13 protein-coding genes are annotated in these 13,769 nt (G+C 51.9%); 9 read left to right on the top strand and 4 right to left on the bottom strand.

Features of this window, described 5'->3' with window-relative positions:
* Positions 1 to 2 precede the first annotated feature (2 nt).
* Entirely contained in the window at positions 3 to 344 is a 342-nt protein-coding gene (locus HBM92_RS21595) for a gamma-glutamylcyclotransferase (protein ID WP_001219160.1), read from the top strand.
* 149 nt (positions 345 to 493) lie between these two features.
* Positions 494 to 1,966 (top strand): secretory immunoglobulin A-binding protein EsiB, encoded by a 1,473-nt coding sequence (gene esiB, locus HBM92_RS21590; protein WP_000749215.1) that lies wholly within the window; start codon positions 494 to 496, stop codon positions 1,964 to 1,966.
* 413 nt (positions 1,967 to 2,379) lie between these two features.
* Here esiB and ppa read toward each other — a convergent pair whose 3' ends face one another.
* A complete protein-coding gene (gene ppa / locus HBM92_RS21585; protein WP_000055072.1) occupies positions 2,380 to 2,910 on the bottom strand; it encodes an inorganic diphosphatase in 531 nt (176 codons plus the stop codon).
* Positions 2,911 to 3,219: 309 nt separating this feature from the next.
* Here ppa and ytfQ point away from each other — a divergent pair, with 309 nt between their 5' ends.
* The 4 genes from ytfQ (at position 3,220) to yjfF (ending at position 7,836) form a co-directional block, all read left to right on the top strand.
* On the top strand, positions 3,220 to 4,176 hold the full coding sequence (ytfQ, locus tag HBM92_RS21580) for a galactofuranose ABC transporter substrate-binding protein YtfQ (protein WP_000265946.1): 957 nt from the start codon (positions 3,220 to 3,222) through the stop codon (positions 4,174 to 4,176).
* Between the two features lie 139 nt (positions 4,177 to 4,315).
* The gene (gene ytfR, locus HBM92_RS21575) at positions 4,316 to 5,818 is read left to right on the top strand and encodes a galactofuranose ABC transporter, ATP-binding protein YtfR (protein ID WP_000205822.1); all 1,503 of its coding nucleotides are present in this window, start codon (positions 4,316 to 4,318) and stop codon (positions 5,816 to 5,818) included.
* Between the two features lie 13 nt (positions 5,819 to 5,831).
* Complete coding sequence (gene ytfT, locus HBM92_RS21570) at positions 5,832 to 6,854, top strand: galactofuranose ABC transporter, ATP-binding protein YtfT (protein ID WP_001298067.1); 1,023 nt, start codon at positions 5,832 to 5,834, stop codon at positions 6,852 to 6,854.
* Positions 6,841 to 7,836, top strand: coding sequence for a galactofuranose ABC transporter, permease protein YjfF (yjfF, locus tag HBM92_RS21565; protein WP_000595992.1), 996 nt, complete (start codon positions 6,841 to 6,843; stop codon positions 7,834 to 7,836). The genes ytfT and yjfF overlap by 14 nt, the downstream gene beginning before the upstream one ends.
* A gap of 32 nt (positions 7,837 to 7,868) precedes the next feature.
* Here the strand turns inward: yjfF and fbp are convergent, their stop codons facing one another.
* Positions 7,869 to 8,867, bottom strand: a complete 999-nt coding sequence (fbp, locus tag HBM92_RS21560) for a class 1 fructose-bisphosphatase (protein ID WP_000853753.1) — start codon at positions 8,865 to 8,867, stop codon at positions 7,869 to 7,871.
* A gap of 175 nt (positions 8,868 to 9,042) precedes the next feature.
* Between fbp and mpl the strand changes: the two genes are divergently transcribed.
* The gene (gene mpl / locus HBM92_RS21555; protein ID WP_001219792.1) at positions 9,043 to 10,416 is read left to right on the top strand and encodes a UDP-N-acetylmuramate:L-alanyl-gamma-D-glutamyl-meso-diaminopimelate ligase; all 1,374 of its coding nucleotides are present in this window, start codon (positions 9,043 to 9,045) and stop codon (positions 10,414 to 10,416) included.
* 157 nt (positions 10,417 to 10,573) lie between these two features.
* Here the strand turns inward: mpl and yjgA are convergent, their stop codons facing one another.
* Entirely contained in the window at positions 10,574 to 11,125 is a 552-nt protein-coding gene (gene yjgA / locus HBM92_RS21550; RefSeq protein ID WP_000166277.1) for a ribosome biogenesis factor YjgA, read from the bottom strand.
* A gap of 93 nt (positions 11,126 to 11,218) precedes the next feature.
* Here yjgA and pmbA point away from each other — a divergent pair, with 93 nt between their 5' ends.
* Positions 11,219 to 12,571 carry a metalloprotease PmbA gene (gene pmbA, locus HBM92_RS21545; RefSeq protein ID WP_001162189.1) on the top strand — a complete coding sequence of 451 codons (1,353 nt, stop codon included), beginning with the start codon at positions 11,219 to 11,221 and terminating at the stop codon, positions 12,569 to 12,571.
* Between the two features lie 183 nt (positions 12,572 to 12,754).
* On the top strand, positions 12,755 to 13,141 hold the full coding sequence (gene cybC / locus HBM92_RS21540; RefSeq protein WP_001232253.1) for a cytochrome b562: 387 nt from the start codon (positions 12,755 to 12,757) through the stop codon (positions 13,139 to 13,141).
* Positions 13,142 to 13,185: 44 nt separating this feature from the next.
* Here cybC and nrdG read toward each other — a convergent pair whose 3' ends face one another.
* Positions 13,186 to 13,650: an anaerobic ribonucleoside-triphosphate reductase-activating protein gene (nrdG, locus tag HBM92_RS21535; protein WP_001106230.1), complete on the bottom strand. Its 465-nt coding sequence runs from the start codon at positions 13,648 to 13,650 to the stop codon at positions 13,186 to 13,188.
* Positions 13,651 to 13,769: the final 119 nt, after the last annotated feature.

The raw sequence follows: 13,769 nt of genomic DNA, 5'->3' as shown, positions 1-13,769 counted from the left end.
CAATGCGAATATTTGTCTACGGCAGTTTACGCCACAAACAAGGCAACAGTCACTGGATGACCAATGCCCAGTTACTGGGCGATTTCAGTATTGATAACTACCAGTTGTATAGCCTGGGCCACTATCCAGGCGCAGTTCCGGGGAACGGAACAGTACATGGTGAAGTTTATCGTATTGACAACGCCACGCTGGCCGAACTTGATGCCTTGCGCACCAGGGGCGGTGAATACGCGCGCCAGTTGATTCAGACGCCGTACGGGAGTGCATGGATGTACGTTTATCAACGACCCGTCGATGGATTAAAGCTAATTGAAAGCGGCGACTGGTTAGACAGGGATAAGTAATAATAAAAGCACGCCACCTTCGGGTGGCGTTGTTTTATCCACCAGCCTGAATATATTCCGAATTTGACGCCATTCTTATCTTTTCTTAAATGCTGATTTGTTGCGCAGTGTTATAAACACCTGGCACGCTCAACAAGGACGCGACCACAATGAAAAAATCTCTTCTGGCTGTAATGCTGACAGGACTGTTTGCTCTCGTTTCTCTTCCCGCTCTGGGAAATGTCAATCTCGAACAATTAAAGCAAAAAGCTGAAAGTGGAGAAGCTAAAGCACAGTTGGAGCTGGGATATCGCTATTTTCAGGGTAATGAAACGACAAAGGATCTCACCCAGGCGATGGACTGGTTTCGCCGTGCCGCAGAGCAGGGATACACCCCGGCAGAATATGTACTGGGGTTACGCTATATGAACGGTGAAGGTGTGCCGCAAGATTATGCTCAGGCAGTTATCTGGTACAAAAAAGCGGCACTGAAGGGGCTTCCGCAAGCGCAGCAGAATCTGGGTGTAATGTACCATGAAGGTAATGGCGTGAAGGTTGATAAAGCCGAATCTGTGAAATGGTTTCGCCTGGCAGCAGAGCAAGGTCGTGACAGCGGCCAGCAAAGTATGGGAGACGCATATTTTGAAGGCGATGGTGTGACGCGGGATTACGTTATGGCACGTGAGTGGTATAGCAAAGCAGCGGAACAAGGTAACGTCTGGTCCTGTAACCAGCTTGGTTATATGTATTCCAGAGGTTTAGGCGTTGAAAGAAACGATGCCATATCGGCACAATGGTATCGAAAATCAGCGACATCAGGCGACGAGTTGGGGCAGCTTCATTTAGCCGATATGTACTATTTCGGTATCGGTGTTACTCAGGATTACACTCAGTCACGGGTATTATTTTCCCAGTCGGCAGAGCAGGGAAATTCTATTGCGCAGTTTCGTCTGGGATATATATTGGAGCAAGGTTTAGCGGGAGCGAAAGAGCCGTTAAAAGCACTGGAGTGGTACCGTAAATCGGCAGAACAGGGAAATTCCGATGGTCAGTATTATTTGGCTCATCTGTATGATAAAGGCGCAGAAGGTGTAGCAAAAAATCGAGAACAAGCCATCTCCTGGTACACGAAATCGGCAGAACAGGGGGATGCTACCGCACAGGCTAATCTCGGCGCTATTTACTTCAGACTTGGTTCAGAAGAAGAACATAAAAAGGCGGTGGAATGGTTTCGCAAGGCCGCCGCAAAGGGTGAGAAAGCGGCGCAATTTAATTTGGGTAATGCTTTACTCCAGGGAAAAGGTGTTAAAAAAGATGAGCAACAGGCCGCAATCTGGATGCGAAAAGCCGCAGAGCAAGGATTAAGTGCAGCGCAGGTACAATTAGGTGAAATCTATTATTATGGCTTGGGCGTAGAACGTGATTATGTGCAGGCCTGGGCGTGGTTCGATACCGCATCGACCAATGATATGAATCTTTTTGGTACAGAAAACCGCAACATTACAGAGAAAAAACTGACAGCCAAACAACTGCAACAGGCTGAATTATTATCGCAACAATATATAGAAAAATATGCCCCGGAAGCCTGGGCGAGAATGCAAAAGCTTAAAGCGCAATCAGCGGTAAAGACGGGTAATAAATAACGGGTAACTGTCAGATCAGGTCTGCGCTAATACAGCTCAACCAATGCCACCTGCGGGTGGCGTTATTTTTTTGCGAGACGACGCGTATTCTTTTTTGTAACTTCCTCGCCTTTTGCTTTTCCTTCCGAGCCGCTTTCCATATCCGTTAACGCATGTAAAACTCTGCTGGCGTTAACAAATGTGCAGGGGTAAAACGGGGGCACGCTTTGAACGGTGAGTATGAGTGAGGCCGGCTAACTTCCAGCAAGTGGCTATGAACAGCAAAATGGTGGTCGAGTTTAGCTTGTTCTTACCGTTCAAGCCTTTAAACTGCTGAAAATAATAATAGTGGAGTAGAGAGTTTATAAATTGCGGGCATAAAAAAACCCCTACTAACCGAAGCCCGGCGTTCAGGGTTATTACGCCAGAAGAACTTATTTATTCTTGGCGCGCTCGAAGGAAGCAACGATTTCAGCTTTAGCGGCTTCTGCGTTTTCCCAACCTTCAACTTTAACCCACTTGCCTTTTTCGAGGTCTTTGTAGTGCTCGAAGAAGTGAGCGATTTGCGCTTTCAGCAGCTCTGGCAGATCGTTAACGTCTTTAATGTGATCGTATTCTTTGCTCAGCTTGGTGTGCGGAACAGCAATCAGTTTCGCATCTTCACCGGCTTCGTCGGTCATTTTCAGTACGCCAACCGGACGGCAGCGGATCACAGAACCCGGCTGCAGCGGGTACGGAGTCGGGACCAGTACGTCAACCGGGTCACCGTCCAGAGACAGAGTGTGGTTGATGTAACCGTAGTTGCACGGATAGAACATCGCGGTGGACATGAAGCGGTCAACGAACAGTGCGCCGCTCTCTTTGTCGATTTCGTATTTGATCGGATCTGCGTTAGCCGGGATCTCAATAACAACGTAGATGTCTTCCGGCAGATCTTTACCCGCAGGGACGTTGAGTAAGCTCATGTCTGTTTCCTTTAAAAATATGTGGCAAACAAGTGCCGAGTATTATAGCCAACTCGCGCCGAATGTCTTCGCTTGTTTTCGTCTTCATTTTCCTTTTTCGCCAGTTTTAAGACGGTATACAGAGCAGGAAAATCCATAACCGTAGCCGCATTTTTCATAGTGAGATGAAAGCGATTACAAACTTGTGATTAACGTTTTATTTACTTTTTTGAAGTGTGATGTAACGCAATCCGTTACATAACGAATTGTCTATAGTTTTTTCGCGAACATCTTTTCACCAATAATAATTACCCCGACGAGGACAACCCTATGTGGAAACGCTTACTTGTAGTCTCTGCAGTCTCGGCAGCCATGTCGTCTATGGCGTTGGCCGCTCCATTAACCGTAGGATTTTCGCAGGTCGGATCGGAATCCGGCTGGCGCGCCGCAGAAACCAATGTGGCGAAAAGTGAAGCCGAAAAACGCGGTATCACACTGAAAATTGCCGATGGTCAGCAAAAGCAGGAAAACCAGATTAAAGCGGTACGTTCCTTCGTCGCACAAGGGGTGGATGCGATCTTTATCGCTCCGGTGGTGGCGACGGGTTGGGAGCCGGTATTAAAAGAGGCGAAAGATGCCGAAATCCCGGTCTTCTTGCTTGACCGTTCCATCGATGTGAAAGACAAATCTCTCTATATGACCACCGTTACTGCCGACAACATCCTCGAAGGCAAGTTGATCGGTGACTGGCTGGTAAAAGAAGTGAATGGCAAACCATGCAACGTGGTGGAGCTGCAGGGCACCGTTGGGGCCAGCGTCGCCATTGACCGTAAGAAAGGCTTTGCCGAAGCCATTAGGAATGCGCCAAATATCAAAATTATCCGCTCGCAGTCAGGTGACTTCACCCGCAGCAAAGGCAAAGAAGTGATGGAGAGCTTTATCAAAGCGGAAAACAACGGCAAAAACATCTGCATGGTTTACGCCCATAACGATGACATGGTGATTGGTGCAATTCAGGCAATTAAAGAAGCGGGCCTGAAACCGGGCAAAGATATCCTGACAGGCTCTATCGACGGCGTGCCGGACATCTACAAAGCGATGATTGATGGCGAAGCGAACGCCAGCGTTGAACTGACGCCGAACATGGCAGGCCCCGCTTTTGATGCGCTGGAGAAATATAAAAAAGACGGCACCATGCCTGAAAAGCTAACCCTGACCAAATCCACCCTTTATCTGCCTGATACCGCAAAAGAAGAGTTAGAGAAGAAGAAAAATATGGGGTATTGAGGGTTGCTATGCCTGATGCCGATTCGTAGGCCGGATAAGGCGCTCGCGCCGCATCCGGCGGTGGTGCGCTGAAGCCTGATGCGACGCTTACCGCGTCTTATCATGCCTACTGGGAGCACGCTTTACACCGGGGGAAACCATGACGACCGACCAACACCAGGAAATCCTCCGCACCGAAGGATTAAGTAAATTTTTCCCCGGTGTCAAAGCGTTAGACAACGTTGATTTCAGCCTGCGCCGTGGTGAAATCATGGCGCTGCTCGGTGAAAACGGGGCGGGAAAATCGACGCTCATCAAAGCATTAACCGGTGTATACCACGCCGATCGCGGCACCATCTGGCTGGAAGGCCAGGCTATCTCACCGAAAAACACCGCCCACGCACAACAACTCGGCATCGGCACCGTCTATCAGGAAGTCAACCTGCTACCCAATATGTCGGTCGCTGATAATCTATTCATAGGTCGCGAACCCAAACGTTTCGGCCTTCTACGCCGTAAAGAGATGGAAAAGCGCTCCACCGAACTGATGGCATCTTACGGTTTCTCCCTCGACGTGCGCGAACCGCTCAACCGCTTTTCAGTCGCGATGCAGCAAATCGTCGCCATTTGCCGGGCTATCGATCTCTCCGCCAAAGTGCTGATCCTCGATGAACCCACCGCCAGTCTCGACACTCAGGAAGTAGAGTTACTGTTTGGCCTGATGCGTCAACTTCGCGATCGCGGCGTCAGCCTGATCTTCGTCACTCATTTTCTCGATCAGGTTTATCAGGTTAGCGATCGGATCACCGTCTTACGCAACGGCAGTTTTGTGGGCTGTCGGGAAACCCGCGAGCTACCGCAGATCGAACTGGTAAAAATGATGCTGGGGCGTGAGCTGGACACCCACGCGCTTCAGCGTGCCGGGAGAACATTGCTGAGCGACAAACCTGTTGCCGCGTTCAAGAATTACGGCAAAAAAGGAACGATCGCGCCGTTTGATCTCGAAGTGCGCCCCGGCGAGATCGTCGGTCTGGCAGGCTTGCTGGGATCAGGACGTACCGAAACCGCCGAAGTGATCTTCGGTATCAAACCTGCTGACAGCGGCACTGCGTTGATCAAAGGCAAACCGCAAACGCTACGCTCGCCACATCAGGCTTCGGTTCTTGGCATTGGCTTCTGCCCGGAAGACAGGAAAACCGATGGCATCATCGCTGCCGCCTCGGTGCGGGAAAATATCATCCTTGCTCTCCAGGCCCAGCGCGGCTGGCTACGACCTATTTCCCGTAAAGAACAGCAAGAGATTGCCGAACGCTTTATCCGCCAGCTTGGCATTCGCACACCTTCAACTGAACAACCGATTGAATTTCTCTCCGGCGGCAATCAGCAAAAAGTGTTGCTTTCACGTTGGCTACTGACCCGACCGCAATTTCTGATCCTCGACGAGCCAACGCGCGGAATTGATGTTGGTGCCCACGCCGAGATCATCCGCCTGATTGAAACGCTGTGCGCCGATGGGCTGGCGCTGCTGGTGATCTCCTCCGAGCTGGAAGAGCTGGTGGGCTATGCCGATCGGGTGATTATCATGCGCGATCGCAAACAGGTGGCGGAGATCCCGCTGGCAGAGCTTTCCGTTCCGGCGATCATGAACGCCATTGCGGCGTAAGGAGAACAGTGTGATGCCTCAATCTCTCCCGGACACTACGCCGCCGAAAAGGCGTTTTCGCTGGCCAACAGGAATGCCGCAGCTGGCGGCACTGTTGCTGGTGCTGCTGGTTGATAGCCTGGTGGCCCCACATTTCTGGCAGGTGGTGCTTCAGGATGGGCGTTTGTTCGGTAGCCCTATCGACATTCTTAACCGTGCGGCCCCCGTTGCGCTACTGGCGATTGGCATGACGCTGGTTATCGCCACCGGTGGGATTGATCTCTCCGTAGGGGCGGTGATGGCTATCGCCGGAGCCACAACGGCTGCGATGACGGTCGCGGGATTCAGCCTGCCAATTGTTTTGTTAAGCGCCCTGGGCACTGGCATCCTGGCGGGATTGTGGAACGGCATACTGGTAGCGATCCTCAAAATTCAGCCGTTTGTCGCCACCCTGATCCTGATGGTCGCCGGGCGCGGCGTGGCGCAACTGATCACCTCCGGACAGATCGTCACATTTAACTCACCGGATCTCTCCTGGTTCGGCAGTGGATCGCTGTTGTTCCTGCCAACGCCAGTCATTATTGCGGTGCTGACGCTTCTCCTGTTCTGGCTGTTGACCCGCAAAACGGCACTGGGGATGTTTATCGAAGCCGTTGGTATCAACATTCGGGCGGCAAAAAATGCCGGGGTAAACACGCGGATCATCGTCATGCTCACCTACGTGTTGAGCGGGCTATGTGCGGCGATTGCGGGCATTATCGTGGCGGCGGATATTCGCGGTGCCGATGCCAACAATGCCGGATTATGGCTGGAGCTGGACGCCATTCTTGCAGTGGTGATTGGCGGCGGATCGCTGATGGGCGGGCGCTTTAACCTGCTGCTTTCGGTGGTGGGGGCGCTGATTATTCAGGGAATGAACACCGGAATTTTGCTTTCTGGCTTTCCGCCGGAGATGAACCAGGTGGTGAAAGCGGTGGTGGTGCTTTGCGTGCTGATTGTTCAGTCGCAACGCTTTATCAGTCTGATTAAAGGGGTACGTAACCGTGATAAAACGTAATTTGCCACTGATGATCACCATCGGCGTCTTTGTGTTGGGTTATATCTACTGTCTGACCCAGTTTCCCGGTTTTGCTTCCACAAGAGTGATCTGCAATATCCTGACCGATAATGCCTTTCTTGGGATAATCGCCGTTGGCATGACCTTTGTGATCCTCTCCGGTGGGATCGATCTCTCCGTCGGTTCGGTGATCGCCTTTACCGGCGTGTTTCTGGCAAAAGTGATTGGCGATTTCGGCCTCTCGCCGCTGCTGGCGTTTCCGCTGGTGTTGGTGATGGGCTGTGCCTTCGGCGCATTTATGGGACTTCTGATCGACGCCCTGAAGATCCCGGCGTTTATCATTACTTTGGCCGGAATGTTCTTTTTGCGTGGCGTCAGCTATCTCGTTTCGGAAGAGTCGATCCCGATAAACCATCCTGTTTATGACACGCTCTCAAGCCTTGCGTGGAAAATCCCTGGCGGCGGTCGCTTAAGTGCGATGGGACTGCTGATGCTGGCGGTGGTGGTTATCGGCATATTCCTCGCGCATCGTACCCGTTTTGGTAATCAGGTATACGCCATTGGCGGCAACGCAACGTCGGCAAACCTGATGGGGATTTCCACTTGCAGCACCACTATTCGCATTTATATGCTCTCCACCGGACTGGCAACGCTGGCGGGGATTGTCTTCTCGATTTATACCCAGGCCGGATATGCACTGGCGGGCGTAGGTGTGGAACTGGATGCTATCGCCTCAGTGGTAATTGGCGGTACGCTTTTGAGTGGTGGCGTTGGAACGGTATTAGGGACGCTTTTTGGCGTGGCGATTCAGGGACTGATTCAGACTTACATAAACTTTGATGGCACGCTGAGTTCCTGGTGGACGAAAATCGCCATCGGTATTTTGTTGTTTATTTTTATAGCATTACAGCGTGGATTAACGGTGCTGTGGGAGAATCGTCAGAGTTCGCCAGTGACAAGAGTCAACATTGCGCAGCGATAAAAACGCCTCTCCGTGTGGAGAGGCGCAGGAGCTTACGCGTCCGGGAACTCACGGATAAAGCGTTCGACATCTTCAACCATATGGTCGTTGCCGACAAAGAACGAACGGCGCTGGTGCAGGGTTTCCGGGATAATATCCAGAATACGCTCTTTGCCATCGCTCGCTTTACCGCCCGCTTGTTCCGCCAGGAATGCCATCGGGTTGCACTCATACAGTAAACGTAGTTTACCGTCCGGGTGGCTGGCGGTGCTTGGGTAGAGATAAATACCGCCTTTCAGCAGGTTACGGTGGAAATCCGCGACCAGTGAACCGATATAACGTGAGGTATACGGGCGGTTGGTGGATTTATCTTCTTCCTGGCAGAATTTAATGTACTTCTTCACCCCGTTCGGAAACTTAATGTAGTTTCCTTCGTTGATGGAGTAGGTTTTGCCTTTCTCCGGGAAGCGCATCCGTTCCTGGCACAGGCAGAAAACACCCAGCGAAGGATCATAAGTAAAGGCGTGAACACCGCATCCGGTGGTGTAAACCAGCATAGTAGAGGAGCCGTATACCACGTAACCTGCCGCAACCTGTTTGTTACCAGGCTGGAGGAAATCTTCTTCCGTTACCGGCGTGCCAACAGGCGTAACGCGGCGGTAGATGGAGAAAATGGTACCGACAGAGACGTTAACATCGATGTTGGACGAGCCATCCAGTGGGTCCATCAGCACCACGTATTTTGCGTGTTCACAGCCTTCAAAGACGACAATCTCATCTTCTTCTTCAGAGGCAATGCCCGCAACGATATCGCGTGCTTTCAGTGCGGCTTTCAGTTTCTCATTAGCGAACAGGTCGAGTTTCTGCTGAACCTCGCCCTGCACGTTCTCAGCACCGCTGGCACCCAGGATATCAACCAGTCCTGCTTTGTTGATATCGCGATGGATAATCTTGGCGCCCAGTTTTATTGCCGACAGCAAAGCAGTGAGCTCACCGGTAGCATGAGAAAACTCGTGCTGCTTTTCGACAATAAATTCACCTAACGTTTTCATAAAACTTTCCCTGCAATGTTTATGGAGTAAAGCGACCGCAACAATCTTAACAAATAATCCCAATGTTGCGCTCAGGTGAATCGCGCCAGCAAATTACGGATTATCCTGAAATGCGTTTCTCACTTGCCCGACATATGCGTAAAATGAGCGCCAGATTAAAAAAGGATAGTGACGTATGCGCATTCATATTTTAGGAATTTGTGGCACGTTTATGGGCGGTCTGGCGATGCTGGCGCGCCAGTTAGGCCATGAAGTAACGGGTTCGGACGCCAATGTGTATCCGCCGATGAGCACCTTACTTGAGAAGCAAGGCATTGAACTGATTCAGGGTTACGATGCCAGCCAGCTCGATCCACAGCCGGATCTGGTGATTATTGGTAACGCCATGACCCGTGGAAATCCGTGTGTGGAAGCGGTACTGGAAAAAAACATCCCTTATATGTCAGGTCCGCAGTGGCTGCACGATTTTGTGCTGCGCGACCGCTGGGTGCTGGCCGTTGCCGGTACACACGGCAAAACCACCACGGCGGGAATGGCGACCTGGATTCTGGAACAATGCGGTTACAAACCGGGATTTGTGATCGGCGGTGTGCCGGGGAACTTTGAGGTTTCGGCGCGTCTGGGCGAAAGCGACTTCTTTGTTATCGAAGCGGATGAGTACGACTGCGCCTTCTTCGACAAACGCTCTAAATTTGTCCATTACTGCCCGCGTACGCTGATCCTCAACAACCTTGAGTTCGATCACGCCGATATCTTTGACGACCTGAAAGCGATCCAGAAACAGTTCCACCATCTGGTGCGTATCGTTCCGGGGCAGGGCCGTATTATCTGGCCGGAAAACGATATCAACCTGAAACAGACCATGGCGATGGGCTGTTGGAGCGAGCAGGAGCTGGTGGGCGAGCAAGGTCACTGGCAGGCGAAAAAGCTGACCACTGACGCTTCTGAATGGGAAGTCTTGCTGGATGGCGAAAAAGTGGGCGAAGTGAAATGGTCGCTGGTAGGCGAACATAATATGCACAATGGCCTGATGGCGATTGCGGCGGCTCGCCATGTTGGTGTAGCGCCGGCAGATGCCGCTAACGCGCTGGGTTCGTTTATTAACGCTCGTCGCCGTCTGGAGTTGCGTGGTGAAGCGAATGGCGTCACGGTATATGACGATTTTGCCCATCACCCGACGGCGATTCTGGCAACGCTTGCGGCGCTGCGTGGCAAAGTTGGTGGTACGGCGCGCATTATTGCCGTGCTGGAACCGCGCTCAAACACCATGAAAATGGGGATCTGCAAAGACGATCTGGCACCTTCATTAGGTCGTGCCGATGAAGTCTTCCTGCTGCAACCGGCGCATATTCCGTGGCAGGTGGCAGAAGTGGCAGAAGCCTGCGTTCAGCCTGCACACTGGAGCGGCGATGTGGATACGCTGGCAGATATGGTGGTGAAAACCGCTCAGCCGGGCGATCACATTCTGGTGATGAGTAACGGCGGTTTTGGTGGTATTCATCAGAAACTGCTGGATGGTCTGGCGAAGAAAGCGGAAGCCGCGCAGTAATTCACAGCCTCAGCCTGATAGAGTGTGTGTAGGCCGGATAAGGCGTTCACGCCGCATCCGGCATTTGAGCATAGTGCCTGATGCGACGCTTGATGCGTCTTATCAGGCCTACAGGTGCACCGCATCCGGCAAACCATACTCACATCAACAACGAAAATTACCCTTCGTTTTCCGCTAACTCACGCAGATACTGGAAAATCTGGCGCGCGGATTTCGGCGGCTTATTCCCTTCTTTCTCTTTCTTCGCGTTACGGATCAGAGTACGCAGTTGCTGACGATCGGCATCGGGCCACAGATTCAATACTTCAGCGATGGCGTCATCACCTTGCTCGATCAGACGATCGCGCAGGTTTTCCAGTTTATGGAACAACACCACTTGCTGGTTGTGGCGGTTTTTCAGCTTATCCAGCGCCTGACGGATCGGCTCAACATCGCGCTGGCGCAGCATCTTACCGATGAGCTGCAACTGGCGGCGGCGACCTTCCATCTTAATACGCTGGGCGAGCTCAATAGCCGCGCGCAGATCCGCATCTAACGGGATCTTATCCAGCGCGTTTTTCCCCAGATCAACAATTTCTGCGCCCAGGCGTTTTAGCTCCTCGGCATCGCGTTTAATTTCACTTTTACTGACCCAGATAATTTCATCGTCTTCGTCTTCGATGTCATCACCGGGAACGTCGTCGAGCCAGTCTTCGGGCTGCTTAGTCATCTCAGGCTCCTTAAAAAAAGAGGCTAATGTTACCAGTTAAGATGCGCACTGAAAAACGGTTCTCTGTTAGACTTCAGAGAAACTCTCTACATTATGGCACTTGCAATGAAAGTAATCTCTCAAGTTGAAGCGCAGCGCAAGATTCTGGAAGAAGCAGTTTCGACTGCGCTGGAGTTGGCCTCAGGCAAATCGGACGGTGCAGAAGTTGCCGTCAGCAAGACCACCGGCATTAGCGTAAGCACGCGTTATGGTGAAGTGGAGAATGTTGAATTCAATAGCGATGGCGCGCTGGGGATCACCGTTTATCACCAGAACCGTAAAGGTAGCGCATCGTCTACCGATTTAAGCCCGCAGGCCATTGCCCGCACCGTACAGGCGGCGCTGGATATTGCCCGTTATACCTCGCCAGATCCGTATGCAGGCGTGGCAGACAAAGAACTGCTGGCTTTTGACGCGCCGGATCTTGACTTGTTCCACCCTGCGGACGTTTCTCCGGATGAAGCCATTGAACTGGCGGCCCGCGCGGAACAGGCGGCATTACAGGCGGACAAACGCATCACCAATACCGAAGGCGGTAGCTTTAACAGCCACTACGGTGTCAAAGTTTTTGGCAACAGCCACGGCATGTTGCAGGGTTACTGCTCAACGCGTCATTCGCTCTCCAGTTGTGTAATCGCCGAAGAAAATGGCGATATGGAGCGCGATTATGCCTACACCATTGGGCGTGCGATGAGCGATCTACAAACGCCAGAGTGGGTTGGGGCCGACTGTGCTCGCCGTACCTTATCGCGCCTGTCACCGCGTAAACTTTCTACCATGAAAGCGCCGGTGATTTTTGCCAATGAAGTGGCAACAGGGTTGTTTGGTCATTTGGTGGGGGCGATAGCGGGTGGTGCGGTCTACCGTAAATCGACCTTCTTGCTCGACTCGCTCGGTACACAAATTCTGCCGGACTGGCTGACAATTGAAGAACATCCGCATCTGCTGAAAGGGCTGGCATCTACACCATTCGACAGCGAAGGTGTGCGCACCGAGCGCCGCGATATCGTCAAAGATGGCATCCTGACTCAGTGGCTGCTGACCAGCTATTCGGCGCGGAAACTGGGGCTGAAAAGCACCGGACATGCGGGCGGTATTCACAACTGGCGGATTGCCGGACAAGGGCTAAGCTTCGAACAAATGCTCAAAGAGATGGGCACCGGGCTGGTGGTGACGGAGCTGATGGGCCAGGGCGTGAGTGCCATTACCGGTGATTATTCCCGTGGTGCAGCGGGCTTCTGGGTAGAGAACGGCGAAATTCAGTATCCGGTGAGCGAAATCACCATCGCTGGTAATTTAAAAGATATGTGGCGCAATATTGTCACCGTCGGTAACGATATTGAAACACGCAGTAATATACAGTGTGGTTCTGTGCTGTTGCCGGAGATGAAAATCGCCGGGCAGTAAAAAAACTGGCGCGTCCTGCCGCGCTATAAACTAAAAAATTACACAAAATCATTCGCACTGCATCGAGACGGAAAGTGAATGAGAGCCGGGGAGCGTACTCGTAGTACGTGACTCGGGCGAATGAGCGTAGCCGTCGATGAGGCAGTGTGAAGGATGAAGTGTAAATAAAAAAGGAAGTGAGCAATGCGTAAAAGCCTGTTAGCTATTCTTGCAGTCTCCTCATTGGTATTCAGTTCGGCGTCGTTTGCCGCTGATCTGGAAGACAATATGGAAACCCTCAACGACAATTTAAAAGTGGTCGAAAAAGCCGATAACGCGGTGCAAGTCAAAGACGCGTTAACTAAAATGCGCGCTGCGGCGCTGGATGCGCAAAAAGCGACGCCGCCGAAGCTTGAAGGCAAATCACCGGACAGCCCGGAAATGAAAGACTTCCGCCACGGTTTCGACATTCTGGTCGGTCAGATTGACGACGCGCTGAAGCTGGCAAATGAAGGTAAAGTAAAAGAAGCGCAGGCTGCCGCAGAGCAACTGAAAACGACCCGCAACGCCTATCACCAGAAGTATCGTTAATTCTTTATTTCCCTGTTGCCTGCACTCAGGTAACAGGGAACTTATCATCGCAAATGATGCACCACCTGATTGCTGCTGCCGCGCCAGATCAGGGAAGGGTCTTTTAAATCCTGCACAAATTTGCCGTCGACCAGCACGTTAATCAAATCAACAACCTGCATTTGCGCAGCGTTGAGTTCGTCGAGTTTATAGCCTGTCCACATCCAGATGTCTTTACCCGGACACTCGGCGCGGATGCGTTGTACCAGCTTCAGAATATCCGGCACGTTTTGCGGATGTAGCGGATCGCCGCCGGAGAGGGAAATACCCTGGCGTTTGATGCGAGTGTCATTCAGATCGTTAATGATCTGGTCTTCCATTGCTTTGGTAAATGGCTGACCGGAATTTACCCGCCAGGTGCTTTTGTTATAGCAACCGGGGCATTCATGAACACACCCGGAGACAAACAGGGTGCAGCGAGTGCCGGGGCCGTTGACGATGTCGACAGGATAGTACTGATGATAGTTCATTATTTCACCTGGCTTATCAGTCCGCGTGTAGGCTGCATCCGGTAATCAACGCCTGATGCGACGCTGTCGCGTCTTATCAGGCCTACAGCCGTTGCCAAATGTAGGCCGGATAAGGCGTT

The organism is Escherichia sp. E.sYA108, from assembly GCF_011754335.1.
In the GTDB taxonomy this organism is placed as follows: Bacteria; Pseudomonadota; Gammaproteobacteria; order Enterobacterales; family Enterobacteriaceae; genus Escherichia; species Escherichia coli.
This window is presented reverse-complemented; position numbering and strand designations above follow the sequence as displayed.

What these genes read in the sequence shown, in the direction of transcription:
- nrdG (WP_001106230.1), bottom strand. Translation starts at nt 13,650, where the DNA reads ATGAACTATCATCAGTACTATCCTGTCGACATCGTCAACGGCCCCGGC.
- pmbA (WP_001162189.1), top strand. Translation starts at nt 11,219, where the DNA reads ATGGCACTTGCAATGAAAGTAATCTCTCAAGTTGAAGCGCAGCGCAAG.
- ytfR (WP_000205822.1), top strand. Translation starts at nt 4,316, where the DNA reads ATGACGACCGACCAACACCAGGAAATCCTCCGCACCGAAGGATTAAGT.
- yjgA (WP_000166277.1), bottom strand. Translation starts at nt 11,125, where the DNA reads ATGACTAAGCAGCCCGAAGACTGGCTCGACGACGTTCCCGGTGATGAC.
- mpl (WP_001219792.1), top strand. Translation starts at nt 9,043, where the DNA reads ATGCGCATTCATATTTTAGGAATTTGTGGCACGTTTATGGGCGGTCTG.
- ppa (WP_000055072.1), bottom strand. Translation starts at nt 2,910, where the DNA reads ATGAGCTTACTCAACGTCCCTGCGGGTAAAGATCTGCCGGAAGACATC.
- fbp (WP_000853753.1), bottom strand. Translation starts at nt 8,867, where the DNA reads ATGAAAACGTTAGGTGAATTTATTGTCGAAAAGCAGCACGAGTTTTCT.
- HBM92_RS21595 (WP_001219160.1), top strand. Translation starts at nt 3, where the DNA reads ATGCGAATATTTGTCTACGGCAGTTTACGCCACAAACAAGGCAACAGT.
- esiB (WP_000749215.1), top strand. Translation starts at nt 494, where the DNA reads ATGAAAAAATCTCTTCTGGCTGTAATGCTGACAGGACTGTTTGCTCTC.
- ytfT (WP_001298067.1), top strand. Translation starts at nt 5,832, where the DNA reads ATGCCTCAATCTCTCCCGGACACTACGCCGCCGAAAAGGCGTTTTCGC.
- ytfQ (WP_000265946.1), top strand. Translation starts at nt 3,220, where the DNA reads ATGTGGAAACGCTTACTTGTAGTCTCTGCAGTCTCGGCAGCCATGTCG.
- cybC (WP_001232253.1), top strand. Translation starts at nt 12,755, where the DNA reads ATGCGTAAAAGCCTGTTAGCTATTCTTGCAGTCTCCTCATTGGTATTC.